This is a genomic window from Streptomyces sp. NPDC096205 (assembly GCF_044763135.1).
GTDB lineage: Bacteria > Actinomycetota > Actinomycetes > Streptomycetales > Streptomycetaceae > Streptomyces.
In genome coordinates this window covers 89,840-114,206 of sequence record NZ_JBIWFS010000005.1, presented here as the reverse complement: position 1 = coordinate 114,206, position 24,367 = coordinate 89,840, and the positions used below count along the sequence as shown (strand labels likewise).

The 24,367-nt window shown below is 70.9% G+C and carries 26 protein-coding genes and 1 pseudogene; 18 read left to right on the top strand and 9 right to left on the bottom strand.

Annotated features, from left to right (window positions below):
• Positions 1–5 precede the first annotated feature (5 nt).
• From ACIQ6Y_RS19770 to ACIQ6Y_RS19755, 4 genes are read left to right on the top strand one after another with little or no spacing between them, the layout of a single operon-like run.
• Positions 6–1,223 carry a phenylacetate--CoA ligase family protein gene (locus ACIQ6Y_RS19770; RefSeq protein WP_404040377.1) on the top strand — a complete coding sequence of 406 codons (1,218 nt, stop codon included), beginning with the start codon at positions 6–8 and terminating at the stop codon, positions 1,221–1,223.
• Complete coding sequence (locus ACIQ6Y_RS19765; RefSeq protein WP_404040374.1) at positions 1,220–2,530, top strand: MFS transporter; 1,311 nt, start codon at positions 1,220–1,222, stop codon at positions 2,528–2,530. Before ACIQ6Y_RS19770 ends, ACIQ6Y_RS19765 begins: the two co-directional genes overlap by 4 nt.
• Positions 2,527–3,429 carry an SDR family NAD(P)-dependent oxidoreductase gene (locus ACIQ6Y_RS19760; RefSeq protein WP_404040372.1) on the top strand — a complete coding sequence of 301 codons (903 nt, stop codon included), beginning with the start codon at positions 2,527–2,529 and terminating at the stop codon, positions 3,427–3,429. The genes ACIQ6Y_RS19765 and ACIQ6Y_RS19760 overlap by 4 nt, the downstream gene beginning before the upstream one ends.
• Positions 3,430–3,433: 4 nt before the next feature.
• The gene (locus ACIQ6Y_RS19755) at positions 3,434–4,690 is read left to right on the top strand and encodes a phenylacetate--CoA ligase family protein (RefSeq protein WP_404040369.1); all 1,257 of its coding nucleotides are present in this window, start codon (positions 3,434–3,436) and stop codon (positions 4,688–4,690) included.
• A gap of 91 nt (positions 4,691–4,781) precedes the next feature.
• Here ACIQ6Y_RS19755 and paaI read toward each other — a convergent pair whose 3' ends face one another.
• From paaI to ACIQ6Y_RS19730, 5 genes are all read right to left on the bottom strand, one after another.
• Positions 4,782–5,225, bottom strand: a complete 444-nt coding sequence (gene paaI / locus ACIQ6Y_RS19750) for a hydroxyphenylacetyl-CoA thioesterase PaaI (protein WP_404040366.1) — start codon at positions 5,223–5,225, stop codon at positions 4,782–4,784.
• Between the two features lie 565 nt (positions 5,226–5,790).
• Complete coding sequence (locus tag ACIQ6Y_RS19745) at positions 5,791–6,396, bottom strand: dihydrofolate reductase family protein (protein WP_404040363.1); 606 nt, start codon at positions 6,394–6,396, stop codon at positions 5,791–5,793.
• Positions 6,397–6,418: 22 nt separating this feature from the next.
• On the bottom strand, positions 6,419–6,634 hold the full coding sequence (locus ACIQ6Y_RS19740; RefSeq protein ID WP_404040360.1) for a cholesterol oxidase substrate-binding domain-containing protein: 216 nt from the start codon (positions 6,632–6,634) through the stop codon (positions 6,419–6,421).
• Complete coding sequence (locus ACIQ6Y_RS19735) at positions 6,631–6,945, bottom strand: hypothetical protein (protein ID WP_404040357.1); 315 nt, start codon at positions 6,943–6,945, stop codon at positions 6,631–6,633. Before ACIQ6Y_RS19735 ends, ACIQ6Y_RS19740 begins: the two co-directional genes overlap by 4 nt.
• On the bottom strand, positions 6,905–7,054 hold the full coding sequence (locus ACIQ6Y_RS19730; protein WP_404040355.1) for a hypothetical protein: 150 nt from the start codon (positions 7,052–7,054) through the stop codon (positions 6,905–6,907). Before ACIQ6Y_RS19730 ends, ACIQ6Y_RS19735 begins: the two co-directional genes overlap by 41 nt.
• A 123-nt stretch (positions 7,055–7,177) precedes the next feature.
• Between ACIQ6Y_RS19730 and ACIQ6Y_RS19725 the strand changes: the two genes are divergently transcribed.
• The 3 genes from ACIQ6Y_RS19725 (at position 7,178) to ACIQ6Y_RS19715 (ending at position 8,566) form a co-directional block, all read left to right on the top strand.
• Complete coding sequence (locus ACIQ6Y_RS19725; RefSeq protein ID WP_404040352.1) at positions 7,178–7,360, top strand: hypothetical protein; 183 nt, start codon at positions 7,178–7,180, stop codon at positions 7,358–7,360.
• A 56-nt stretch (positions 7,361–7,416) separates the two neighbouring features.
• Positions 7,417–7,965, top strand: a complete 549-nt coding sequence (locus ACIQ6Y_RS19720; RefSeq protein ID WP_404040349.1) for an SMI1/KNR4 family protein — start codon at positions 7,417–7,419, stop codon at positions 7,963–7,965.
• Between the two features lie 61 nt (positions 7,966–8,026).
• Entirely contained in the window at positions 8,027–8,566 is a 540-nt protein-coding gene (locus ACIQ6Y_RS19715; RefSeq protein ID WP_404040346.1) for a GNAT family N-acetyltransferase, read from the top strand.
• 42 nt (positions 8,567–8,608) lie between these two features.
• Here ACIQ6Y_RS19715 and ACIQ6Y_RS19710 read toward each other — a convergent pair.
• Positions 8,609–8,725: pseudogene (locus ACIQ6Y_RS19710) on the bottom strand (GNAT family N-acetyltransferase); the annotation flags it as partial.
• A gap of 284 nt (positions 8,726–9,009) precedes the next feature.
• Between ACIQ6Y_RS19710 and ACIQ6Y_RS19705 the strand changes: the two are divergent.
• The 8 genes from ACIQ6Y_RS19705 (at position 9,010) to ACIQ6Y_RS19670 (ending at position 18,666) form a co-directional block, all read left to right on the top strand.
• Positions 9,010–10,071: a LacI family DNA-binding transcriptional regulator gene (locus ACIQ6Y_RS19705; RefSeq protein WP_404040343.1), complete on the top strand. Its 1,062-nt coding sequence runs from the start codon at positions 9,010–9,012 to the stop codon at positions 10,069–10,071.
• Between the two features lie 125 nt (positions 10,072–10,196).
• On the top strand, positions 10,197–11,534 hold the full coding sequence (locus ACIQ6Y_RS19700; protein ID WP_404040340.1) for an extracellular solute-binding protein: 1,338 nt from the start codon (positions 10,197–10,199) through the stop codon (positions 11,532–11,534).
• A gap of 5 nt (positions 11,535–11,539) precedes the next feature.
• The gene (locus tag ACIQ6Y_RS19695) at positions 11,540–12,529 is read left to right on the top strand and encodes a carbohydrate ABC transporter permease (RefSeq protein ID WP_404040338.1); all 990 of its coding nucleotides are present in this window, start codon (positions 11,540–11,542) and stop codon (positions 12,527–12,529) included.
• Entirely contained in the window at positions 12,526–13,362 is an 837-nt protein-coding gene (locus ACIQ6Y_RS19690) for a carbohydrate ABC transporter permease (RefSeq protein ID WP_404040335.1), read from the top strand. The genes ACIQ6Y_RS19695 and ACIQ6Y_RS19690 overlap by 4 nt, the downstream gene beginning before the upstream one ends.
• 49 nt (positions 13,363–13,411) lie before the next feature.
• Positions 13,412–15,634: a glycoside hydrolase family 3 N-terminal domain-containing protein gene (locus tag ACIQ6Y_RS19685; RefSeq protein ID WP_404040333.1), complete on the top strand. Its 2,223-nt coding sequence runs from the start codon at positions 13,412–13,414 to the stop codon at positions 15,632–15,634.
• 53 nt (positions 15,635–15,687) lie between these two features.
• A complete protein-coding gene (locus tag ACIQ6Y_RS19680) occupies positions 15,688–16,767 on the top strand; it encodes an endo-1,4-beta-xylanase (RefSeq protein WP_404040330.1) in 1,080 nt (359 codons plus the stop codon).
• Positions 16,768–16,922: 155 nt separating this feature from the next.
• A complete protein-coding gene (locus tag ACIQ6Y_RS19675) occupies positions 16,923–18,182 on the top strand; it encodes an SLC13 family permease (RefSeq protein ID WP_404041521.1) in 1,260 nt (419 codons plus the stop codon).
• A gap of 4 nt (positions 18,183–18,186) precedes the next feature.
• Positions 18,187–18,666, top strand: a complete 480-nt coding sequence (locus ACIQ6Y_RS19670; RefSeq protein WP_404040327.1) for a universal stress protein — start codon at positions 18,187–18,189, stop codon at positions 18,664–18,666.
• 30 nt (positions 18,667–18,696) lie between these two features.
• Here ACIQ6Y_RS19670 and ACIQ6Y_RS19665 read toward each other — a convergent pair whose 3' ends face one another.
• Positions 18,697–19,488 carry a helix-turn-helix domain-containing protein gene (locus ACIQ6Y_RS19665; protein WP_404040324.1) on the bottom strand — a complete coding sequence of 264 codons (792 nt, stop codon included), beginning with the start codon at positions 19,486–19,488 and terminating at the stop codon, positions 18,697–18,699.
• Positions 19,489–19,562: 74 nt separating this feature from the next.
• Between ACIQ6Y_RS19665 and ACIQ6Y_RS19660 the strand changes: the two genes are divergently transcribed.
• Together ACIQ6Y_RS19660 and ACIQ6Y_RS19655 are read left to right on the top strand one after the other, a co-directional pair.
• Positions 19,563–20,381: a phytanoyl-CoA dioxygenase family protein gene (locus ACIQ6Y_RS19660; RefSeq protein WP_404040322.1), complete on the top strand. Its 819-nt coding sequence runs from the start codon at positions 19,563–19,565 to the stop codon at positions 20,379–20,381.
• Positions 20,378–20,653, top strand: coding sequence for a hypothetical protein (locus tag ACIQ6Y_RS19655; RefSeq protein ID WP_404040319.1), 276 nt, complete (start codon positions 20,378–20,380; stop codon positions 20,651–20,653). Before ACIQ6Y_RS19660 ends, ACIQ6Y_RS19655 begins: the two co-directional genes overlap by 4 nt.
• A 7-nt stretch (positions 20,654–20,660) precedes the next feature.
• On the opposite strand, the gene ACIQ6Y_RS19650 is transcribed toward ACIQ6Y_RS19655, so the two are convergent.
• Both ACIQ6Y_RS19650 and ACIQ6Y_RS19645 read right to left on the bottom strand, forming a co-directional pair.
• Complete coding sequence (locus tag ACIQ6Y_RS19650; protein WP_404040316.1) at positions 20,661–21,959, bottom strand: glycoside hydrolase family 6 protein; 1,299 nt, start codon at positions 21,957–21,959, stop codon at positions 20,661–20,663.
• A 112-nt stretch (positions 21,960–22,071) separates the two neighbouring features.
• Positions 22,072–23,037, bottom strand: coding sequence for a glycoside hydrolase family 6 protein (locus tag ACIQ6Y_RS19645; protein WP_404040313.1), 966 nt, complete (start codon positions 23,035–23,037; stop codon positions 22,072–22,074).
• Positions 23,038–23,262: 225 nt separating this feature from the next.
• On the opposite strand from ACIQ6Y_RS19645, the gene ACIQ6Y_RS19640 reads away from it, so the two are divergent.
• Complete coding sequence (locus ACIQ6Y_RS19640) at positions 23,263–24,276, top strand: LacI family DNA-binding transcriptional regulator (RefSeq protein ID WP_404040310.1); 1,014 nt, start codon at positions 23,263–23,265, stop codon at positions 24,274–24,276.
• The last annotated feature ends 91 nt before the right edge of the window (positions 24,277–24,367 follow it).

Sequence of the window (24,367 nt, the reverse complement as noted above, 5' to 3'; positions counted from 1 at the left end):
CCACCATGTTCTCGCTGACCCCGGAGGCGGCCGAGCCGCGGCTGCCGGTCGCCCGCCGGACGCTTCAGCGGCTGCGTCAGGTGCCGGAACTGGCGCCCCGCTACGACGGGCACGCGGACGTGCGCACCCTCGCCGACATCGCCGCGCTGCCGCCGCTGCTCAAGGACGACCTCAACATCGCCCTGGCCCACTTGCGGCCCCGCGCCGAGCACGGTGCCACCTGGCTCTTCCAGAGCGGCGGCAGCACCGGCGCACCCAAACTGGGCCACGCGCCCACCGGTTTCTACATGGCCGGGGTGCACGCCCACTGGCAGCCGCTGGACCGCGAGGACGTCTTCGTCAACGCCTGGGGTGCCGGCCGCATGTGGGGCGCGCACTTCCTGGTGGCCGCCCTGGCCGACCTGTCGCAATGCCAGGTGATCGCGCTGGGCTCGGTCGCCAAGGACGAGTACGCCGAGTGGCTGGCGTTCTTCGCGGCGCGCGAGGTGACGGCCATCGGCGGCACGCCCAGCGTGCTGCGGCTCTGGTTCGCCCACGCCCGGGCCGCCGGTCTTCGGCTGCCGCACCTTCGCAAGGTGCTGTGGCTCGGCGAGGCCTGGCAGCCGCAGGTGGAGGAGGACATGGCGGTGGTCGCGCCGGCGGCCCGGCGCTGGGGCATGTTCGGCAGCACCGAGACCTGGGTGGTCGGCACGAACACGCCCGAGTGCCCGGCGGACAGCTTCCACACCCTGCCCGACCAGCTGGTGCATGTGGGGGAGGACCAGCTCCTGGACTTCACCACCCTCAACCCGGAGATGCTCAACCCGGTGCTGCGCTACCGCACCGGGGACGCGGGACGGCTGGAGGCCTGTCCGTGCGGGCGGCCCGGCCGGGCCATGCGCGTGCTCGGCCGCCGCGACAGCGTGGTGCAGGTCCGGGGCCTGGGCCTGCACGTCGACGAGCTCGTCGCACGGGTGGAGCGGGAGCCGGGTGTCTCGCGCGCCCAGGTGGTGATCTCGGAGACCGGCGGCCGCGCCGGCGCCGTGGAGGTGCTGCTGCTGACCCGTCCGGGCGCGGCGGTGGACGCCGAGCGGCTGCGCAAGGAACTGCTGGCCGAGACGTTCACGCTGAGCACCGCCTTCCTGCACGATCCGGAGAACTTCCGGGTACGTCCCGTCACCGACCTGATCAGCAACGAGCGGACCGGCAAGACCGCCGGGCTCGTGGTGCGGGAGGAAGAGTGAAGCCACGGTGGCCGGTCTCCCTAGGCCCTGAGTTCAACCGCTTCTGGACCGGCCAGGCGGTGAGCACGGTCGGGGACCGCATCACGATCTTCGTGGTGCCGACCGTGATGATCTTCGTTCTGGACGCCTCCGCCTTCCAGGTGGGCATCGTGGCCATGGCCCAGTACCTGGGCATTCCGCTCCTCGGTCCGCTCGCCGGCGTACTGGTCGACCGGTGGGACAACCGCCGTACCCTGCTCGCCTGCGACCTCGCCCGGCTGGTGGCGGTGGCCGTCATCCCCGTCGCGTACTGGCAGGGCTGGCTCTCCACGCCGCTGCTGTTCGCCTGCGTGGCGGTGATCAGCGGCGCGACGATCTTCTTCACCGTCGGGTACCTGGTCGCCGTGCCCGCCGTGGTGCCCAAGGACCACCTGGTGCGCGCCTATTCCCGGCTCGAAGGCACCCGCTCGGTCTCCGAGGTCTCCGGCCCCTCCCTGGCGGCCGGCCTCTACGGCGCGCTGGGTGTGGCCGCGCTGCTCGTGGACGCCGCCAGCTATCTGGTCTCCGCCCTGTGCATCCGGTCCATGCGGCCCTGGGGCGAGCGGACCGTCGCCGAGGGATCGGTGTGGGAGCGGCTGACGGCGGGCTTCCGGCTGAACTGGTCGGACCCGGTGCTGCGCCGGGTGGTGGTGGCAGCCGTGACGCTGAACTGCGGCGGCCCCGTCTTCGTCACCGTCCTCCCGATCCTCGCCTACCAGGGACTGGGCGTCTCCGTGGGCGTGTTCGGCGCCGCCATGTCCGTGGCGGCGGTGGGCGCCCTGGTCGGAGCGGCCGTGGCGCCGAAGCTCGGTGAAAGGCTGGGGACCGGGCGGATGCTGGCCTGGGCGCTGCTGCTGCACTGTCTGGTGGGCCTCGGGGTACTGGCCGCGCCCGCACTGCCGGCCGGTGCGGTGATCGCCGTGACGATGGGCTGCTACGGCTTCTTCATGTCCTGCATCAACGTCTCCAGCGCGCCCATCCGGCAGTCCCGGATGACCGCGACCCACCAGGGCGTGATGCACGCGGCCTTCCGGACCGCCACCTGGGGCGTGATCCCGCTGGCCGCCCTGGCCGGAGGCGCGGCCGTCAGCCTGCTCACCGGACCGCTCGGCGTGCTGGACGCGGCCCGGGTCACCATGGCCGGCGGCACCCTGCTCGCGGCCTGCTCCTTCCTGCCCGCGCTGCGGGTCCAGCCGCTCCTGGACGCGGCCGAGCGGCAGAAGGCGGAACAGGCGCCACAGGCGGACGGCGGGGGAGCCGAACCGGCACGCGCGGAGGGTGCCTCATGACCGCGACGGACCGGGAGTCCCCGGTCGTGCTGATCACCGGCACATCCTCGGGCATCGGGCTGGCCACCGCGGTCGCCGCCGCCCGGGCCGGTTTCGCCACGGTCGCCACCCTGCGCGAGCCCGCCCGCGCCGGGGCGCTCCGGGAGGAGGCGGACCGGGCCGGAGTACGGCTGGACATCCGCCCGCTGGACGTGACCGACACCGGGTCCGTCACCCGCTGCGTCGACGGCGTACGCGAGACGTACGGACGCCTGGACGCCGTGGTCAACAACGCCGGCGTCTCCAACTTCGACCCGACCCTGGAGATGTCCACCGCAGAGGCGCTGCGGGCCAACCTGGAAGTGAACTTCTTCGGCGTCGTCGAGGTCAGCCGGGCCGCGATGCCGCTGCTCCGCGCCGCCGGGGGCCGCCTGCTCACCATCGGCAGCGTCCACGGGATCGTCGGACAGCCCTTCAACGAGGCCTACTGCGCGGCGAAGTTCGCCGTCGAAGGCTTCATGGAGAGCCTGGCCCCGGTGGCCGAGGCGCACGGGGTGAAGGTGTCCGTGGTGGTGCCCGGATTCGTCCGGGACACCTCGTTCGGGATCTTCCCCGACATCAACCGCAAGACCATCGAGGCCGCCTCCGGCCCGTACGCGTCGACCTTCGCCGACTACATCCGCTGGGTCACCACCCAGGGCTGGGAGGGCGCCGGGCAGTCCGCGGCCGAGGTGGCGGACGTCGTGGTGCAAACGCTGCTGGCCGAGCGGCCGGCCTTCCGCGTCCCCACGAACCCTTGGGCGGCCGCCTACTTAGAGCACAAACTGGCCGACCGCGACGGCTCCGCTGTACGGGAACTCGCCCGCACGTGGATCGGGCGCGGGCCGGAATCCGACGCCGACACAGAGCAGGAAAGGTAGGACCGTGCCCGCCAAATCCCTCCAGGAACTGGTCGACTTCGTCCGCACTCACTCGCCCTTCTACGCCGAGGTGTACCGGGACGTTCCGGAGACGATCTCGCACCTCTCCCAGCTCCCCGTGATCGACCACACGGCGTTCTGGGCGGCGAACACCTGGCCCGACAACCGGGTGCTGACCGGGCCGCTGACCGACGCCGGCGTCTACAAGACCGGTGGCACCACCGGCGTGCCCAAGCTGTCGGTGTGGTCGCGGTCGGAACACGCCGACTCCGTCACCGCGTTCGGGGCCGGCATCGTGCAGGCCGGGCTCAGGGCGGGCCACCGGGTGGCCAACCTCTTCTGGGCGGGCGAGCTGTACGGCGGCATGCTCTACATCGAACACGCCCTGCACGCGGCCCCCGTGGAGAACGTCCGCCTGCCCGTCGGCGCCGGCGCGCCCAACGAGTTCATCGCGGACCTCATCGGCGACTTCGGGGTGAACGTCCTCGCCGGGGTCCCGATGAAGCTGGCCGCCGTCGCGGAACTCCTCGTCCGCCGCGGCCGGACCGCCGACTCGGTCGAACTGCTCCTCTTCGGCGGCGACCTGCTCTTCACCGATCTGCGGCCGATTCTGCTGCGGGCCTTCCCCAAGGCCGCCATCGCCTCGGTCGGTTACGCCTCCATCGACGCGGGTCTCGTCGGACGGCCCGTACCCGGCGAGGACGTACGGGTGCACGAGGCGTTCCCGCACCGCACGGTCGTGGAGATCGTGGACGACGTCACGAGCGAGCCGATCACCACTCCCGGGGTGCCGGGCCGGCTCCTCGTCACCAACCTGTTCCGCACGCTGATGCCGGTCATCCGGTTCCCGGCGGGCGACCGCGCCGAGTGGGTCGACGCGGAGTGCACACGGTTCCGGCTCCTCGGCCGGTCCATGGAGGGCGGCCGCGTCGGCACGGTGTCGATGCCGATCGAGGACGTCCGCGCGGTGCTCGTGGAGGCGGACCCGGACCGGTACATCGCCGGCATGCAGATGGTGCAGCGCCGCTGGGACGGGAAGGACGGCCTGATCCTGCGGCTGGGGTACATCGAGGAGCCCCCGGCGGACCTCGCGGCCCGGCTCGTCGAGGCGGTCTATGCGGCCCGGCCCCTCTTCCCGGCGGAGGTCGCTGACGGCGCCATCCACGAGCTGGGCATCGAGTGGGTGCCGCGGTCCGAGCTGCTCACGAACCCGCGCACGGGCAAGCTCCAGCAGGTGGTGGACGAGCGCCCCGCGAACTGACCGGACGGGTGACGCCCGCCGTCCGCCAGCCGCTCGGGTGGCGGGCGGAACGGACCTCGGACGCGTGGGTCGGACGGACGGCTCGTACCGCTCACTCGCCCGGGGCCTGCACCCTTCCGGCGAGCATCACGCTCTGTCCGCGGAACTCCGCGACCACGATGCCGTCCGTACGACGGACCGTCACGTCGTAGATCCCGTTGCGTCCCGAACGCGTCCGTTCCACGGCCTCGGCGAGCAGCTCGTCGTCGACCGCGGCCGGCCGCAGGAAACTGACCTGCGCGGACTGTGCGACAGTGACCGGCCCGTAGCCGTTGCAGGCGTAGGCGAACGCCGCGTCGGCGAAGAGGAAGAGGAACCCGCCGTGGGCCATGCCGTGGCCGTTCACCATGTCCTCGCGCACCCGCATGCGCATCAGCGCCCGGCCCGGGGTGACCTCCTCCAGGGCGATGCCCAGGCTCCGGCACGCGCGGTCCCGCTCGTACAACTCCGTGATCCCGGCCGGTGCGTCGTCCGGTACGGCGCTGTGCTGGCCCACGGCCTCGCCCCTTCCTCCCTGGTGACCGGACCGAAGGGGCCCAGGTGCTCCGCGTGCGCATTAGATCCACCGGCGCAGATGCCTGTCAACGGACGACGGTCCGCCCGCACCACCCTGGAGCCCTGACCGACCGAGGAGTTCGAAGGACTGATGACGACGCTCGTCGCGGGCACCGGGTGAGACTGCGGGCGGACCTCGAGGGCGCCGTGGACCGGGTCCGCGAGGACCTGGCGGAGCCGCCGACGGTACGCGAATACGTCCGGCTCAGTCGCTGCTCGACGACTACGGGCACCAGATGCCGCCCGAGAGCCGGGACCCGGCTGGAGGAGGAGGTCTCCTCGCTGGAGCCGGACTGGGCCGCCTTCCAGCAGCGCCGGCTCCGTGTGACGGTCCGTGTGGTCGAACTGTCCAGCAGACGGGGACACCAGCGACTCGATCATGCCGGTCCCGACAGCCCCGCAAGACGCCGACCTGAGGACGACCCAGCCGCCCTCACGGGAGCCACCATCGCGCACCTGGGCCAGCCGGCGCCTGGCAGCTGTCCAGAGCGGCAGACGGGGCGACGTCAGGCAGGGGCGCCGAGCGGTGGGTGCTCGAGCACGCGGGGCTTGTACTCGACCAGTTGGATGCGGCCGTCGAAGGTGCGGTGGTCGAGCATTTCGAGGGCGACGTCCGGATAGCCGTCGTAGATGCGTTCTTCGCCTGTGGCCCCGGTGATGACCGGGAACATTCCGACTCGGAAGCGGTCGACGAGTCCGGCTCGTAGCAGGGACCGGCACAGGCTGAGGCTGCCGATCGTGCTGAGGAGCCCCGAGCCACTCGACTTCATGGCGCGGACGGTCTCGACGGCGTCATCGCGGACGAGCGTGGTGTTGGCCCAGGTCAGTGGTTCCTTGAGCGAGGAGGAGAACACCACCTTGGGCGCTTGGGTGAGCTCGTCGACGGACGCCTCTTCTTCGGGCCTGAACTCGTCTTGGCCATCGGGAATCTCGCCTGCGGCGAAGCCGGACATCAGGCGGTACGTGTTCGCTCCCATCAGGTAGGTGGCCTCGGGCTGCTCGCCGAGCCATGCGAGGTACTCCGGACCCTCCAGGCCCCAGAACCCGGGCCATCCCTGTCCCGATGCGTAGCCGTCGAGGGAGGTGATGAAGTCGACGAGAAGCTCCGACATGGCGGTGTCCTTTCCTGGGGTGTCACCACCTTGGACCGGCCGGGAGCAACAAACTCATCGGCCACGCTGTGGAGTAACGAGGAAATGGACCCGGGCCAACCACCGGCTTGTCCGTGAACGCGAACCAGATGGCCTCGGCCCGGCCGTGCCGGTCCAGGAATTCGGCGAAGGAGCGGCGGCCGTGCACGGTGCCCGGCCGTGCGAACAGTTCGTCGGCGGGAATGTCCAGCAGGCTCACGCAGCGCAGACGCTGGTCGGCGCCGACCCGGAGGACGACCTCGGTGAGGAAGGCTCGGCGCAGATGCACCACAAGGCGGCGGTGTCGGCCTGTGAGCGGTCGAACGTGCGGAGGGTGTAGCGGCCGACCGGCTCGACCCACACCACTGCGGTGAGCTCGGTGACCTGGTTGCGCAGGGTGCCGTAACCGTGGCCGTCGGGGCGCTGCTCGCCCGCCGCTGGAACGGCCGTGCCGTGGCCGCCGACGGCGAGCACCCCTCCGACGGTGAGATCACCGTGCACCGGGCAGGCGGTCGCCCAGGCGATGGTCACCGAGGAAGGCCAGCAGCCGTCCCATAGTGGCGCCGGTGTGCACCCGGACCGTGGTCGGCGACTCCAGGGCGATGGCGTTCAGGTGCCGGGTCGTGTCGACGAGCAGCACGGGCGCCGTGTGCGGCGTGCCGTCGGAGACGGTCAGCGGCGCCCATCAGACAGCGCCCGGCGGGAGCGGCTCCCGTGGTGCAGGCCGTCGCCGAGCACCTGCCGCTGGGTGACAACGCCGCCGATGCCGCCTCAGGTCCGTGCGGGGATCTCGATGCTCGCCCAGACCGGGGACGACGCGCTGGCGCCGGGGCCGGCCCGGCTCGCGGACGATCTGGCGGCCGGCCGCCGGCACACGCGCTACGCCGACCTTCTCACGCTCCACTCCATCGAGGTCGGTTATCGGCTCGTTGGGGCCGATCACTGACCGTTCAAGGGTGAGGAGTCGTCGAGTGGCGGCTTCCTCGCTGTTACGGTCGCTGGATGGCGAACTGGGACGAAAACGGCGTCCGCGCGCGGATACGGGAGATGGCCGCACGGGATCCGGAGCGGGAGCGTTTCGGGGCGCGCACGCATCGGTACGCGCTGGCGCCGCGGCTGCCGGAGACGGAGATCCGGGCGTTCGAGGAATCCCACGCCATCGCTCTACCGGTGGAGTACCGGTCCTTCTTCGCGGAGGTGGGCAACGGCCCGGCCGGGCCCGGGCACGGCATGATGCCATTGACAGTCCCTCGCCCCGAGGCCGACGAGGAATGGGCCGCGGACGACGAGTGGGAGGAGGACCGGCTGCCCGGTCGCCTCGCCGGGCCGTTCCCACTCACCGAACCCCTGCCGGGCCCGATCGGGGCACCCGCCGGTCTGACCCGGGGCACGCTCATGTTGTCCGAACAGGGCTGCGGCGTCTACACCCGGCTCATCCTGAACGGCCCCCACACAGGAGAGATCTGGCAGATCGATCCGGACTGGGGCGGCTTCGTACCGGTGAGCCCCGACTTCCGATCCTGGTACACCGATTGGATGGCGAGCCCATGAACGCGCGTCAGGCCAGAGAACAAACGAGCGGGGCACCCCGCCGACCATCCAGAATGATGGGATGGTCATCCTCAAGACTCCCCGTTTGATCCTGCGTCGCTGGCGCGAGGAAGACGTTGCGCCCATGGCTGCCGTCCATGCCGACCCCGAGGTCATGCGGTGGATCCGTGACGGCAGCGTGCGTGACGAACAGCAGACCCGCGACGGGATCCAGGCATGGGAGAGCGAGTGGGAGTCACGGGGCTTCGGCCTGTTCGCCGTGGAGGTGCGATCGACTGGCGAGCTGGCCGGGTTCACCGGCCTTTCGGTGCCCTCTTTCCTGCCGGAGGTACTGCCGGCGGTTGAGGTCGGGTGGCGGCTGGGACGTTCCCACTGGGGGCAGGGGTTGGCCACCGAGGCAGCTGCGGCCGCTGTCCGGTTCGGGTTCGAAGAGCGAGGGCTGGAGCGGGTCGTCAGCATCGCTCAAGTGGGCAACGACGCCTCCGAACGGATCATGGTCAAACTGGGGATGCATCTGGTCCGTGAGACCGTCAATCCCACCTGCGGTCGGCGAGTACGGGTGTTCGAGTTGTCGTCGGACGAGTACGTCACCTGTCGGTGAGTCAGGGCCGCGAGACGTTGAGCGGCAGGTCTCGGTGGAATACCCGAGACCGGTGCCACGGGCATCATCCCGCGTGGCGATCAGATGCACGTACCCAGTGCCGTCCGAGGTGACGAACCCGAAGACGTGCCCGCGGATTCCGCCCTCGGCCCGGGCGACAAAGTTCCTCGAAAGATTCGGTCGTCATTACGAATGTGTCGCCTGACCTTACGGGTGACCTGAGTCGGCGTCAACGGTTCGCGCAGTGCTCGCCCCGGTCGAGTCCGGACAGGCAGCCACACCCTGTCCGCCCCCGACGGAGGAGGGCCGACGCGACGGAGTGCAGGGGTGTGTTCGATCGGTCGGACAAAGGCGCGGGGTGAGCGGCGGGTGGTCGGCGGCATGACCTACGGTTTCCGGAAGTGCCCGGAGATTTTTCCGGGCGGACAGCCAGGGAGGTGGGGATGGTGGCCGGGGAAGGCGCTCAGCGCAAGACAGGCACGCGGGGCCCGGAGGAGGCGCCGAAGGTGACGATCACTGAGATCGCGCGGGAGGCCGGGGTGTCCGTGCCGACGGTGTCACGGGTCGTCAACGGGCGCTCGGACGTTTCGCCCGCCACCCGTGCCCGGGTCGAGGACCTGCTGCACCGGCACGGCTACCGTCGCCGCCCGGCCGCGTCCGGCACCAGGGCGGTCCTGCTCGACCTGGTCTTCAACGATCTGGACAGCCCCTGGGCCGTCGAGATCATCCGGGGCGTCGAGGAGGTCGCGCACGAGGCCGGTGTGGGCACAGTCGTCTCCGCCATCCACGACCGGGCGGGGTCCGCGCGGCAGTGGATGACCAATCTGCGGGCCCGCCCGTCCGACGGCGTGATCCTCGTGACGTCGGTGCTCGAACCGGGGCTCCACGAGGAACTGCGCCGCCTGGGCGTGCCGTTGGTGGTGATCGACCCGGCCGGCTCGCCGGTCGGCGAGGCCCCGACGGTGGGCGCGACCAACTGGACGGGCGGGATGGCCGCGACCGAGCATCTGCTCCAGCTCGGGCACCGCAGGATCGGGTTCATCGAGGGACCGCCCAGGCTGCTGTGCTCACGCGCCCGGCTCGACGGCTACCGCGCGGCGCTCGACGTCGCCGGAGTGGCGGTCGACAACGCCCTGACCGTGCCCGGCGACTTCTACCACGAGTCCGGATTCACCGGCGCGGGACGGCTGTTGGACCTCGACGAACCGCCGACCGCGATCTTCGCGGCGAGCGACCAGATGGCGCTCGGAGCGATCGAGGCGCTGCGGCGGCGCGGGCTTCGGGTGCCCGAGGACATGAGCATCGTCGGCTTCGACGACCTGCCCGAAGTGCGCTGGTGCGCGCCTCCGCTGACGACGGTCCGGCAACCCCTGTCCGACATGGGCAAGTTGGCCGCCAGGATGCTCCTCGACCTCGCGCGGGGCGTCGAGCCGGCGTCGCCGCGCGTGGAACTGGCGACCGAGCTGGTGGTCCGTGCGAGTACCGCGCCGCCACGACGCGCATAACGGAACGTAACACTCCGGGGGTGTCAACGGCCTTTTTTGTCAAGGCCGTTGACACCCCCCTTGCGTGCCCGTAACTTCCATGGCCATCTCCGCACAGTTATCGGAAATTTTCCGGAAGGTAGGCCATGTCAGCCTCCGCTCGCCGAGCCGTCACGCCCGTATCCGGCGCCTCGTCCTCCCTCTTCTCCCGCCGCCGGTTCCTGGGGACCGCGTCAGCGGTGGGTCTGGGGGCGGCCGGCCTGTCCGCCTGCTCGGACTCGGGGTCCACCACCACCGACAGCCAGGGCCGGACCGTCGTGGAATGGTGGAACATCCAGACCACGGAACCCTCCAAGAGCGTCTGGCCCGAGCGGGCCAAGGCGTTCGAGGCCAAGCACCCCGACGTGCGCATCAAGCTCGTCACCATGGAGAACGACGCCTACAAGTCGAAGATGACCGCGCTGACCAGTTCCGGAAAACTGCCGGACATCTACCACACCTGGGGCGGCGGCGTTCTCAAGCAGCAGATCGACGCGGGCCTGGTCGAAGACCTCACGCCCTCCATCAGCTCCCTGACCGACACCCTCGTGCCCGCGTCGGTCAAGGCGTACCAGTTCGACGGCAAGACGTACGCCGTGCCCTTCGACATCGGCGCCGTCGGGTTCTGGTACAACAAGGCACTGTTCGCCCGGGCCGGTATCCAGGCGCCGCCCGCCACCTGGGCCGACTACCTCGACGCGATCGAGAAGCTGAAGAGCGCCGGGATCACCCCCATCGCCCTCGCGGGCAAGGAGAAGTGGCCCGGCATGTACTACTGGGCGTACCTGGCCATGCGGATCGCCGGCATCGACGGCATGCAGGCGGCCGCCGACGCCAAGGACTTCACCGGCGACGACTTCGTCAAGGCGGGCGAGCACCTCAAGGAACTCGTCGCGCTCGAGCCGTTCCAGAAGGGCTTCCTCGGCGCCGCCTACTCCACGCCCACCGGCGAGGCGGCGGCGATGGGCAACGGCAAGGCGGCGATGGAGCTGATGGGCCAGTGGGCGCCCGTCGTCCAGGCCGACGCGGGCAAGGGCATCGGCACGGACCTCGGATTCTTCCCGTTCCCCGCCGTCGCCGACGGCAAGGGCGCACAGACCGACGTGTTCGGCGGAGGCGGCGGCTACGCGGTGCGCAAGGGCGCGCCCAAGGCTGCCGTGGACTTCCTGAACTTCTTCATGTCGGCCGAGTCCGACCGCCTCCTTGTCTCGAAGGCCTCGATGATGCCCGTCGTTGAGGACGCCACGAGCGCCCTGACCGACCCCAACCTCAAGTTCGTCTCCGAAGCGCTCGGCAAGGCGACCGGCTTCCAGCTCTACCTCGACCAGGCGTACCCGCCCGCCGTCGGACAGGAGGTCAACGACTCGGTGGCCGCCCTGATCGCCGGATCCAAGTCGCCCGAACAGGTGGCCCGTTCGGTCACCCAGGTCGCGAAGAGCCAGTGACCGCCATGGCTTCCACGTACGTGAAGGACCCCGCGACCGCCCCCGCCGCGCCGAAGCAGCCGGACACCGGGGCGGGCCGGTCGCGGGCCCGCCGGACCATCGACTGGCTCAGCGCCTTCAGCTTCACCCTGCCCGCCCTCGTGCTGTTCGGCGTGCTCGTGCTCGCCCCCATCCTGTACGCCCTGTACGTCAGCCTGTTCAACTGGGGCGGCTTCGGCTCCCCTTCGGACTATGTGGGCCTCGACAACTACAGCCGGCTCCTGCGTGACCCGGTCTTCCTGGGCGACCTGTGGCGCGGCCTGCTGCTCGTGCTGTTCTCGGTGTGCGTGCAGCTGCCGTTCGCGCTCAGCATGGCCGTGCTCCTCAACCAGAAGCTGCGCGGCCGGGCCCTGTACCGGACCCTGTTCTTCGCCCCGTACGTCCTGTCCGAGGTCATCACCGGCGTCCTGTTCTCCATGATCTTCGCCCCGGACGACGGGCTCGCCGACAACGTGCTCGGCTCGATCGGCCTCGACGGCCTCGGCGGACTGTGGTTCGCCGACCAGGACCACGTACTGCCGACCCTGTTCCTCGTCATGACGTGGAAGTACTTCGGCTTCCACATGATGCTGTACCTGGCCGGACTGCAGGGCATCCCCGCCGAACTGCACGAAGCGGCCCGCATCGACGGCGCGGGCCCCTGGCAGCGCTTCCGCCACATCACCCTGCCGCTGCTCGGACCGACGGTCCGCATCAGCGTGTTCCTCTCCGTCATCGGCGCCATCCAGCTCTTCGACCTGGTGTGGGTGGTCACCCAGGGCGGCCCCGACCACCACTCCGAGACCATGGCCGTGACCATGTTCCAGTTCGGCTTCAAGCGCTTCGAGATCGGCTACGCCAGCGCGATCAGCATCGGCATGTTCCTCATCAGCCTCGTCTTCGCCCTCATCTACCAGCGCTCCGTGCTGCGTCGCGACACCGAAGGAGCCCTCACCACCATGCGAGCCTCCCGATGAGCGCGGGCACGCGCAGAAGGCTGCGCTCCGCACCGCTGTACGTGATCGTGTGGCTGGTCGGCGTCGTCATGGTCACGCCGCTGCTGTACGCGTTCGTGTCCGGGTTCAAGTCCACCGATCAGCTCTCCAGCAACACCTTCGGACTGCCCTCGCCCTGGGTGACGTCCAACTACACCGATGTGCTCGCCTCCGGCTCGTTCTGGCGCATGCTGGGTTCGTCCACACTGATCGCGGTCGCAACGGCCGTACTGACCGTGGGCACCGCGGCCCTCGCCGCCTTCGCTCTTGCCCGATTCGCCTTCCGCGGGCGCGAGTTGCTCTTCACCCTGTTCACCGCGGGGCTGATGTTCCCGTTCGCCGTGGCGATCCTGCCGCTGTTCGTCCTGCTGCGCACCTTCGGGCTGCTCGACAACCCCTGGGGCGTGATCCTGCCGCAGGCGGCCTTCGGTCTGCCCATGACCATCGTCATCCTGCGCGGCTTCTTCCGGGAGATCCCCGGCGAGCTGGAGGAGGCGGCCACCCTCGACGGCTGCTCGGCGTTCGGCTTCTTCTGGCGGATCCTGCTGCCCATGGCGCGGCCCGCCCTCGGCACCGTGTCGATCCTCGCCATCGTCGGAAGCTGGAACAACTTCCTTCTTCCGCTGCTGGTGTTCAGCGAACAGACCTGGTGGACCATCCCCATCGGCGTGCAGCAGTTCCAGGGTCAGTACGCCACCGACATCGCCCGCGTCTTCGCCTATCTCGTCCTCGCCATGGTGCCGGCCCTCGCCTTCTACGCCGTCGCCGAACGGCAGTTGATCGGCGGCATCACGGTGGGCGCCACCAAGGGCTGAGACCCGCCCCGGCCAAACCCCTTCACCAGTGACGTACTTGAGGAGTTCCATGGTCGAGCCATGGCAGGACACCACCCTGCCCGCCCACGTCCGGGCGGCGGACCTGCTCGCCCGGATGACCACCGAGGAGAAGACCGCCCAGCTGTCCAGCGTCTGGATCGGCGCAGACACCGAGGGGGCCGACGTCGCACCCGGCCAGCACACCTACGCGGCCCGCAGCGCCGCCCTCGACGCGCTCCTTCCCCACGGCCTGGGCCAGCTCACCCGCCCCTTCGGCACCGTTCCCGTCGACCCCGCCGAGGGCGCGGCCCGCCTTGCCGGACTGCAACGCGTGATCCAGGACGGCAACCGGTTCGGGCTGCCCGCGATCGCCCACGACGAGTGCCTGACCGGGTTCACCGCTTGGCAGGCCACTGTCTTCCCCACCCCGCTCGCCTGGGGGGCCACCTTCGACCCCGAGCTGATCACCGAGATGGCCCGGGCGATCGGTACGTCGATGCGCGCGGTCGGCGTTCACCAGGGCCTCGCCCCGGTCCTGGACGTCGTACGGGATCCGCGGTGGGGCCGCACCGAGGAGAGCATCGGCGAGGACCCGTACCTCGTCGGCACCATTGGCACCGCCTACGTGCGCGGCCTCGAGGCCGCGGGGATCGTCGCCACGCTCAAGCACTTCGCCGGGTACTCGGCCTCGCGGGCCGCCCGCAACCACGCGCCCGCCTCGCTCGGCCCGCGCGAACTCGCCGATGTGATCCTGCCGCCGTTCGAGATGGCGCTGCGCGACGGCGGCGCCCGGTCCGTGATGCCCGCCTACAACGACGTCGACGGCCTTCCCGCCCACGCCCACACCCAGCTGCTGACCCAACTCCTGCGCGAACAGTGGGGGTTCACCGGCACGGTGGTCTCGGACTACTACGGCGTCTCGCTCCTGGAGGAAGCGCACCGGGTCGCCGACGGGGAGCAGCAGTGCGCACGGCTCGCCCTCACGGCCGGCGTCGACGTGGAACTGCCGGCGGCCCGCTGCTTCAGCCCCGCGGACCCGCTCCCCGAGGACCTGCTCGACCGGGCCGCGCTGCGCGTCCTCACCCAGAAGTGCGAACTGGGCCTGCTCGACCCCGACTGGGAGCCCGTCACGGGCGAGGAGCCCGTCGACCTCAACCCCCCGCACATGCGGGACCTGGCACGCAAGGTCGCCGAGGAGTCGGTCGTCCTGCTCGCCAACGACTCCGGCGTGCTGCCGCTGAGCGACGGCCTGCGCATCGCGCTGCTCGGCCCGCTCGCCGACGAGCAGGCCGCGATGCTGGGCTGCTACACGTTCCCCCGGCATGTGGGTGTGCACCATCCCGAACTGCCGACCGGGATCGAGGTGCCGACCCTGGCCGAGGCGCTGCGCGCCGAGCTGCCGGACACCGTGTTCGTCGAGGAGCCGGCGGCGGCCGAGGTCTGCCTGGCCGTGGTGGGGGACCGGTCGGGTCTGTTCGGGCGCGGCTCGTCGGGCGAGGGATGCGACGCAGAGGATCTTGAACTGCCCTACGGGCAGGCAGAGTTGCTCGACGAGGCGCTGGCATCCGGCGTGCCGGTCGTCATCGTCGTACTCAGCGGAAGACCCTACGCGCTCGGCCGCTGGGCCGACCGGGCCGCCGCCGTGGTCCAGGCGTTCTTCCCCGGGCAGGAAGGCGGCGGCGCCGTCGCGGGCGTCCTGTCCGGGCGCGTGGAGCCGTCCGGGCGGCTGCCGGTCGGCGTGCCGCGCACCCCCGGCGGCCAGCCCGCGCCCTACCTCGCCCCGCCGCTCGGCCGGCACGGCTTCCCCAGCACCGTGGACCCGACGCCTCTCTACCCCTTCGGGCACGGCCTGTCCTACACGACGTTCGCCTGGGACACCCCCCAGTGCGACGCTCCCGAACTGCCCACCGACGGCGAGACCACGCTGCGTCTTGCCGTCCGCAACACCGGCGAGCGGCCCGGCACCGAGGTCGTCCAGCTCTACCTCCACGACCCCGTCGGCACCGTCGCCCGCCCCGAGGTCCGGCTCGTCGGCTACGTCCGCGTCACGCTCGACGCCGGCGCGTCCGCCGAGGTCCACGCCACGTTCCCGGCCGACCTCGCCGCGTACACCGGCGCAGACGGCCGCCGCCTCGTCGAACCGGGCGCCCTCGAACTGCGCGTCGCCGCATCCAGCGAACACGTCCACCACGCCGTGCCGCTCACCCTGACCGGCCCCGTACGCGAGGTCGGGCACGAGCGGCGGATGCGCTGCGAGCTACGGGTGAAGTGATCCCACCGACCAGCCCCCTGCACAGCAATGTTCCCCAGTTGAGGAGATGCACCATGCGCACACCCGCACGCCGTGCCCGCGTCGGATCGGCCGCGCTCGCCGCGTCCGCGGCCCTGCTGCTCGGCCTCGCCGTGGCGCCCGCCGCCCAGGCCGGCACCGACGGCGCCAAGAACCCGAAGACACTGCACGAACTGGCCCGTCAGTCAGGCCGCTACTTCGGCGCCGCCGTCGACAACCCGGAGCTCGCCGACACCGAGTTCGCCGACCTGCTCGGCACCGAGTTCGGCCAGACCACCCCCGGCAACGGCATGAAGTGGTACGCCACCGAACCCCAGCGCGGCGTCTTCGACTTCACCGCGGGCGACGAGATCGTGAACTACGCCCGCGCCAACGGCCTGAAGGTCCGCGGGCACACCCTGCTGTGGCACTCCCAGCTCCCGGACTGGCTCACCTCCGGCACCTGGACCGCCGACGAACTGCGCTCCATCCTGAAGAACCACATCACGCACGTGGTGAAGCACTACAGGGGCAAGGTCTTCGCGTGGGACGTCGCCAACGAGATCATGAACGAGGACGGCACCTACCGCGAGAACATCTTCTACAAGACCCTCGGACCCGGCTACATCGCCGACGCCCTGCGCTGGGCCCGCGCCGCCGACCCCAAGGTCAAGCTCTACCTCAACGACTACAACGTCGAGGCCCTCGGCCCGAAGTCGGACGCGTACTACACCCTCATCAAGCAGCTCAAGAAGGACCGGGTCCCGATCGACGGGTTCGGACTGCAGGGCCACCTCGCCCTCCAGTACGGCTTCCCCGGCGGCCTGAAGGAGAACCTCCAGCGCTTCGCCGACCTCGGCGTCGACGTCGCCGTCACCGAACTCGACATCCGCATGATCCTGCCCACCGACGAGACCAAGCTGGCCGAACAGGCCGACTGGTACGGACAGGTGACCGACGCCTGCCTGGCCGTACGGCGCTGCGTGGGCATCACCCTGTGGGGCTACACCGACCGCCACTCGTGGATCCCCGCGGTCTTCCCCGGAGAGGGAGCGGCCCTGCCCTGGGACGAGAACCTGAATCGCAAGCCCGCCTACGACGCGATCCGCAACGCGCTGAAGGCGGCCCGGTCCTAACCCCGATCGCCCCCGGCCGGCCTTGAGCCCTGTCAGGTGCCTGGGCCGGCCGTGGGGCTGACCCTTGTCCCTGCGCGGACCTGAGGGGGGGAGCGAGGTACCTTTCGCTGTGAAGTACAGGCGGCCCGTCCGCCGCCGCGCGGAAGGAACAGACCCTGAACACCCAGCTCGCGGAGACACTGTCCGCGGCCCTGCTCGTCCTGGTGCTGGCCTGCGCCATCGTCCGCCCCTTCGGCTGGCCGGAGGCGGTGGTGGCCGTCCCGGCGGCGGCCCTGGTGATCGTCACAGGGGCGATCTCACCGGACGCCGCCCTGGACGAGGTCGAACGGCTCGCCCCAGTGGTCGGTTTCCTCGCGGCCGTCCTCGTACTGGCTCAGCTCTGTGACGACGACGGGCTGTTCCGCGCATGCGGGGCGTGGATGGCGCGCACCGCTGCCGGCCGGCCGCGCCGGCTGCTGGCCCAGGTGTTCGTCGCCGCGTCGGCCATCACGGCGGTGCTCAGCCTGGACGCCACGGTGGTGCTGCTGACACCGGTGGTGTTCGCCACCGCCGCCCGGCTCGGCGCACGCCCCAAACCGCATGTCTACGCCTGCACCCACCTGTCGAACACGGCCTCACTGCTGCTTCCCGTCTCGAACCTGACCAACCTTTTGGCGTTCACCGCCAGCGGGCTGAGCTTCACCCGCTTCGCCGCGCTCATGGCACTGCCCTGGGTGGCCGCGATCGCCGTCGAGTACCTGGTCTTCCGCCGCTTCTTCGCCACCGACCTGGACGCCGGGGCCCAGACGGCCATCACCGGCGCGCCCCCGCCGTTGCCGATGTTCGCCCTGGTGACCGTGGGATGCACACTGGCCGGGTTCGTCCTGACCTCGGCCATCGGGATCGACCCGGCCTGGGCGGCCCTGGCGGGAGCACTGGCCCTCGCCATCAGGGCTCTGCTGCGGCGCCGTACCACTCCTCGGGCGCTGGTGAGCGCTGCCTCCGTGCCCTTCCTCGCCTTCGTACTGGCGCTGGGAGTCGTCGTCCGGGCGGTCGTGGACAACGGGCTCGACGAGGCTCTGGGGCACCTGATCCCCGACGGCACCGGTCTGCCCGAGCTGCTCGCCGTCGCCGCGCTGGCCGCCGTACTCGCGAACGTGATCAACAATCTGCCCGCGGTCCTGGTGCTGCTGCCGCTGACCGTCCCGTCGGGGCCCGGCGCGGTCCTCGCGGTCCTGCTCGGGGTGAACATCGGCCCCAACCTCACCTACGCGGGCTCGCTGGCCACCTTGCTGTGGCGGCGTATCGTCCATGCCCACGAGGGCGAGGTCGAGTTGCGGGAGTTCACCCGGCTCGGCGTGTACGCGGTACCCGCGAGCCTGGGAGCCGCGGTGCCGGCACTGTGGGTCTCGCTCACCGTGATCGGAGGAGGCTGACCCCATGGCTGTGGTCGTCTGGATCGTCGAGGGCACCTGGCCCGCCTGCGTGGACGCCGCCCGGGCCCGCACCCCGGCGGACACCGATGTCGTGCTGCTGCACGTCACCCCGGCCGATGTCCCCGGCGCGGCCCACGGCGCCTTCGCCGGGCTGCTCGGCCGCGGGCACCCGGAGCGCGATCCCGGTACGCGGCTGGAACAACTCGCCGCCGCCTCCGCGCAGGAACTGCTCCAGGCCGCTGCCGACCGGCTGGGGCGCGCCTGTAGGCGTATCGAGCGCACCGGTCGCGTGGAGCGCGAGGTCGTAACCGCGGCCGAGGGCGCTGACCTGCTGATCCTGGCGCGTGACGGTGACCGTACGCACCTCGGCCCGCACAGTCTGGGCCCGGCCGGCCGCTTCGTCGTCGACCACGCGCCCTGTCCTGTGCTGCTGGTCTGGCCGGAACCACCGCCGGGCCTGCCCACCCTGCCGCCCCATCCCTGACAGGTGAGGCGGAGGTGGTCGCCGCCGGCGTCAACGGGTCGAAACGTGCCCGGCGGAACCGGCAGCGCGTACGTCGCGCGGGCTCGCGCCGAGTTCGCGGCGGCAGGCCTTGTTGAACGCCTGGAGGTCGGCGATGCCCACGGCCGCGGCGACGGCGGTGATGGAGAGGGTCGAGGACAACAGCAGGTGGCGGGCGCGTTGCAGGCGCCGGTGCCGGATGTACGACACGACCGTGCGACCGGTCTCCGCGCGGAACAGGCGCGTCAGATGGCTGTGGGAGACGCCGACGGCGCGAGCGACGTCCGGTACGGACAGCGGGCCGGCCAGGTGTTCCTCGACATAGGCCTGCGCGGCGGCCACGAAGGGGTGGTGGCCGCGGGCTCCGTCGTCCCCCGGCAGCTCGGCGACACGCCACAGCGCGGCCCAGACCTCGGCGGTGGCTCGCGGAGGAGAGGTCGCCATGGCCGCCACCGCGTGCCGGAGCAGCTCGGCGAGACGGGTGCTCTCGGCCGCGGCGTCCTGCATCACCGGGACCACCCGCGCGGTCCCGCTGTCGTGCAGCCGTAGGTGGACGTAGAAGTGCTCCGACCTGCCCCGGTAGTGAAACTGCACCTCTGTGTCCGGCGGCACGAGGCTCACATGGCCGGGGCGTATCGGGTGGACCGACTGCCCGAGGGACAGAACACCCTCGTAGTGGTAGAGGTGCAACTGCCACAGGTCGGGCAGCCGGAAGACGTCGTGTGCGGTGGAGACACCGTGGATCCCGATGCCGGCGGCGACCACCGTGGGCGGCTCGTCGAGCCGTAGCGTTGCGAGCTTCACGAGGCCGGAAAATTACCAGCAGTGGATGATTTCAGCCCACGACCCGAGCCCGGCGGGACCCGTACGTTCGTCGCATGCCAACCAGCAGACACCTCCTGACATCGGTTCAGGTGGCGCGCTTCGTCGCGCAGGGATTCCTGCGCCTGGAGGCGGTGGTGCCGCAGGAGATCAACGAACGGGCCGTCGCGACCCTGACCGAGGGCCTGCCGGCCGTGGCCTACGGCACTCCCCTGGGGAAGGCGTTCCCCAGCGACACCTTCATCCACGACCTGCTCGCCCTCCCGGTCGTCGCCGGCGCGGTGGAGAGCCTGGTCGGGCCCGACCCGACCGTCGACCACCATGCCGTGCATGTGCGCGAGCCGCACGAGGGACAGGCCCAGCCGCTGCACGCGGACGCCATCATCGACGTACGGCCGGACGCGTTCGACCTCCAGCTCATGTACTACCCGCACGAGGTGACCGCCGGGATGGGCGGCACGCTCAGCGTGCCCGGAAGCCATCTGCGCAGAGTCAACGAGACGGACATCGGCCGCGTGCAGAACCTCCGGGGCCAGACACGGCTGACCTGCCCGGCCGGCACGGTCGTCCTGGTGCACCACGGCATCTGGCACGGCGGCCGGCGCAACGACACCGGGCGCCCGCGCCACATGTACAAACTGCGCCTCAACCCGACCGTGCCGCAGGTGCGCCTGTGGGACACCTCCGACCTGCACGACCCGGCCGTGACCGCGGAACTCGGCACCTGGTTCCCCTGGTACGAGCAGGCCACCGGCCGACTGGAGATCTACCACCGGGTCCTGCTGTGGCGGGCCCTGACCGGCGACGACTCGTTCGACGTCGACCACTGGGTCACGCGCGTCAGCAACCGCCCCGCCCTGAGGAGTCACGCATGAGGCAGCAGATCCTGGTCCTCTACCTCTCGACGTCGGCGCTCGACTCCCACGTCGTGGGCTGGTCCCGCTACGACGGGACCGGCCGGACCCGGCCGACGACCGGAGACAGCGACGAACCGCCCTACCCCACAGGACTGGCCGCGCTGCGAGACGGGTGGCGCCTCTTCCAGGCCTCCCAGCTTCTGCCGCCTCAACCGGGTCACGAGTACGACGTCTCCTTCCTCAAGCACGAGTTCCTCTTCGAGAAGCTGGAGGACAGCACCAGGACTTGAGCAGAGCTCAGCGGCCGAACGTCAGACGCGGTGCCGCGTTACGGGCCAGAGTGTGGGCCTGGTCGGGCCACCAGGTGCCGGCGGGCGGGTCGACGATGCCGTACTCGGGGTCGATCGCGCCGCCGGTGTTGCGCGTGCAGCTGCCGTCGGACTCACCGGGGATCTTGATCCACAGGTAGGCGTCGACGAGGGGGACACCGGTGTCGGCGGTGGGGCGCGGGCCGAGGCCACGGCCGGGCGCGTTGCACCAGATCTCCGGGTCCCCGGTGTACTTGCCCGGCTCCGGGGTCCAGGCGCCCAGACCGTTGCGGCTGGTGTCGATGACGAAGTGGCGCAGCTCGTCGGCCGGCGGGGTACCCACGTGCTGGTCGAACCAGGCGTCGGTCCACCGCCAGGTGGTGGGGTCGGTGGAGGAGACGGCGTTGCCGGGGACGCCGTCGTTGGGGGCGGCGGACGAGTAGTACTGGCCGGCGCACGAGCCGGCGTCACCGCGTGCCTCGGTGGCGAACCACATGCACTTCGCGATCCAGGTCCCGTACCTGGCGTTGTCGTCGGTGGGATGGGTGTTGGACACGTTCAGGGCGAAGCCGTCGCTGTACCGGACCCCGGCGTCCAGCAGCCGCTGCGCCATCTCGCCGACGGGGCGCCACTGGACGTTCCCCGCGTCCAGGTACACCGCGGTGCGGGCCTTGGCCTTCAGGGTCCTGACGGCGTAGGCGAGGTCGGCGATCCGGGCGGCCGTGCGTTCGCCGGTCGGGTCCACGGTGGGTCCGCAGTCCTTCGGAAGGAGGGCCGTGCCGTCGGGTTCCACGACGACCACCGCCTTGCTGTCGCCGATCCCGGCGGCGAAGGCGTCGATCCACTGCCGGTAGGCGGCGGACGACGCGGCTCCGCCGCTGGAGTACTGCGTGCAGTCCCGGCCCGGGACGTTGTAGGCGACCAGGACGGGCGTGCGGCCCACGGCCCGTGCCCGACGGACGAGACTGCTCACCTTGGAGCGCACCTCGTCGGGCGTGCCCTCGGTGAACCACTCGGCCTGCGGCCGGCTCGCCAGCTTGGCCATGTTCACGGCGTTCTCGACGTCGCCGTTCTGGAAGTCCACGAGCGCCTGCTTCGCGGCCTTGCTGTGCGGATCCACGTAGAACTTCGTGGCCGGGGTGATCACGTCCTGCGCGGGTGTGGCCTGCGCCCGCACCTGCGCCTGCGCCTGTGTCGCGGTGAGAGCGGTGAAGGCGGTGAACGCGGTGAAGGCGGTGAGGGCCGCGACGACGGCGGCCGTGCGACGCCGTGGGCTGCGTGGTTCCATGGTTGCTTCCTGGTCGGTGAGGTGGTGGCGGAAGACGCCCGCCGCCCCGGTGGACTGCCGGTCGCCTGTACGGGATCAGGCGGCGCGAAGCGCCGGCGGCGGGAGTCCTGGATCAGTAGCCGTAGATCATCTTGTAGGCGACCTCGGGGAGGAACTGCCCGGCCGTGGAGCCGGTTCCCACGCCGCAGTTGCCGTCCGACTCACCCGGGGTCTTGATCCACAGGAGCATCTCGGCGCCTCCGCCCGTCCGGGTGGGCGTGCCGATGCGGCGGCCGGAGGGGTTGCACCACTGTCCGTTGGAGCCGTTGCCGTTGCGGCTGGTGTCCACGACGAACGGCTTGGTGTAGCCGTAGCGGGCACTGAGTTCGCTGTTGACGGCATTGCCGAAAGCGGTGTTCTCGGCGGTGGTGAAGTAGTTGGAGACGTTGAGCGAGAAGCCGTGGGCCTGACGGAGGCCCGCTTCGTGCAGGCGCCGGGCCATGGTCGCCGCACTGACCCAGCCCGGGTTGCCGGCGTCCATGTAGACCCAGGTGTTGGGGGCCTGGCGGCTGAACTCGGCGAGTGCGCCGGAGAGCATGGCCTCGCGTTCGTCGATCTGGGCCTGCGTCATGCAGCCGTAGTCCCCGAGGGAGTCGGGTTCGAGGATGACGACGGCCGGACGGCTCGCGATCCCGCCGGCGAACTGGGCGATCCAACTGGCGTAGGCGGACGGCGAGGCGGCACCGCCCGCTGAGTGCCCGCCGCAGTAGTCGCGGTTGTAGACGTTGTAGGCGACGAGGATGGGCAGCTTGTCCCGCTGGTCCGCCGCTCCGACGTAGGCACCCGTGGCCGTGCCGATGGTGCCGCTCCAGGAGCCGAACCAGCGGGCCATCGGGGTGTTGGCGATCGAGGCGTTGATCGCGGCGGCCCGCCCGTCGCCGGGGTTGGCGGCCACCCACCGCTTCGCGCTGGAGTCGGGGTCCACGTAGAACCCACTGGTCATGGTGGTCGGGTCGGCCGCGTGGGCGGACGGTGCGACGGCGAACGCCAGCGGCAGAGCACAGAGCGCTGCCACCGTGGCGCGGAGCCTGAGGCGCATGACAGTACCTCGGTTTCCTGACGGGGATGGGGGATACAGGGGTGCTTGGGAGCGCTCCCACTGGAAGCGGTCCCAATCGTGTGACTGGATGGTTGAGCTGTCAATGGTTCGCGCAAGGCGAGAACACATCCGATCTCCACGGCGGACGTGCGCTCCGGTGAGCCAGCGATCTGGAAGCGCTTCCAGTGGCTTGAGGGCTCCCCACCTGTGACAGACTCCCGATTCATGCCAGAAGATGCGCCGCGTCGGCATCCGACGCTCGACGAGGTGGCCGAACGCGCCGGTGTCTCCCGCTCAGTTGCCTCCCGCGCCCTCAACAACGCTCCGCACGTCAGCCGTGCCAAGCGTGAGGCGGTCGAACGGGCTGTGCGCCAGCTCGGTTACGTACCCAATCCGACCGCCCGCGCGCTGGCCACCCGTCAGACGGGAGCGGCTGCCCTGGTCGTCTCGGGAGAGGATCCGTCGATCTTCGCCGACCCGTTCTTCGCCCAGGTGATCGTGGGGGCTTCGGCCGCGCTGGAGGAGGCCGACCTGCATCTGATGCTGTGCCTGGCCGCTACCGACCGGGGCCGCAAGCGGGTGGCGGAACTCCTTCGGTCCAGGGGCGCCGACGGCGTCATGCTGATGGCGCTGCGCGAGGACGACCCGCTGACGCAGATGGCCGAGGAGGCGCAGATGCCCGTCGTGTTCGGCGGACGCCCGGTCGGCTCGACTCCCCGGTGGTACGTCGACATCGACAACGTCGGCGGAGCGCGCGAGGCGACCGAGCATCTGGTCTCGGGCGGCCGCAGGCGCGTGGCGGCGATCTGCGGGCGTATGGACACCGAGGCCGGGCGCGCCCGGTATCGCGGCTACCGTGACGCCGTGCTGGGCGCCGGTCTCGATCCGTTTCCCCCGCTGGAGGGGGACTTCACCGAGCCCAGCGGAGCGGCAGCCATGGTCGCACTGCTGGCGGACCACCCTGACGTGGACGGGGTGTTCGCCGCCAACGACAACATGGCGGCGGGAGCGCTGCGCACGCTGCGGGAGGCCGGCCGGCGAGTCCCCGCCGACGTCGCCGTGGTCGGCTTCGACGACCTGACGGTCGCCCGGATCGCCGACCCGCCGCTCACCACCGTCCATCAGCCCATAGAGGCTCTCGGACGGGAGATGGCGCGCATGCTCGTCGCGGCAGTCAACGGGCAGGACCCCACCCCGCTGATCCTTCCCGCCCGCCTGGTCGTCCGCTCCAGCGCCTGATGACCGTCGCGGAATTCGTCTGACATCTCGAGGCAGCCGACGCCCTCGACGGTGTCGAGGCGCCCGCGGATCGACCTCACGAAAGTGTGCT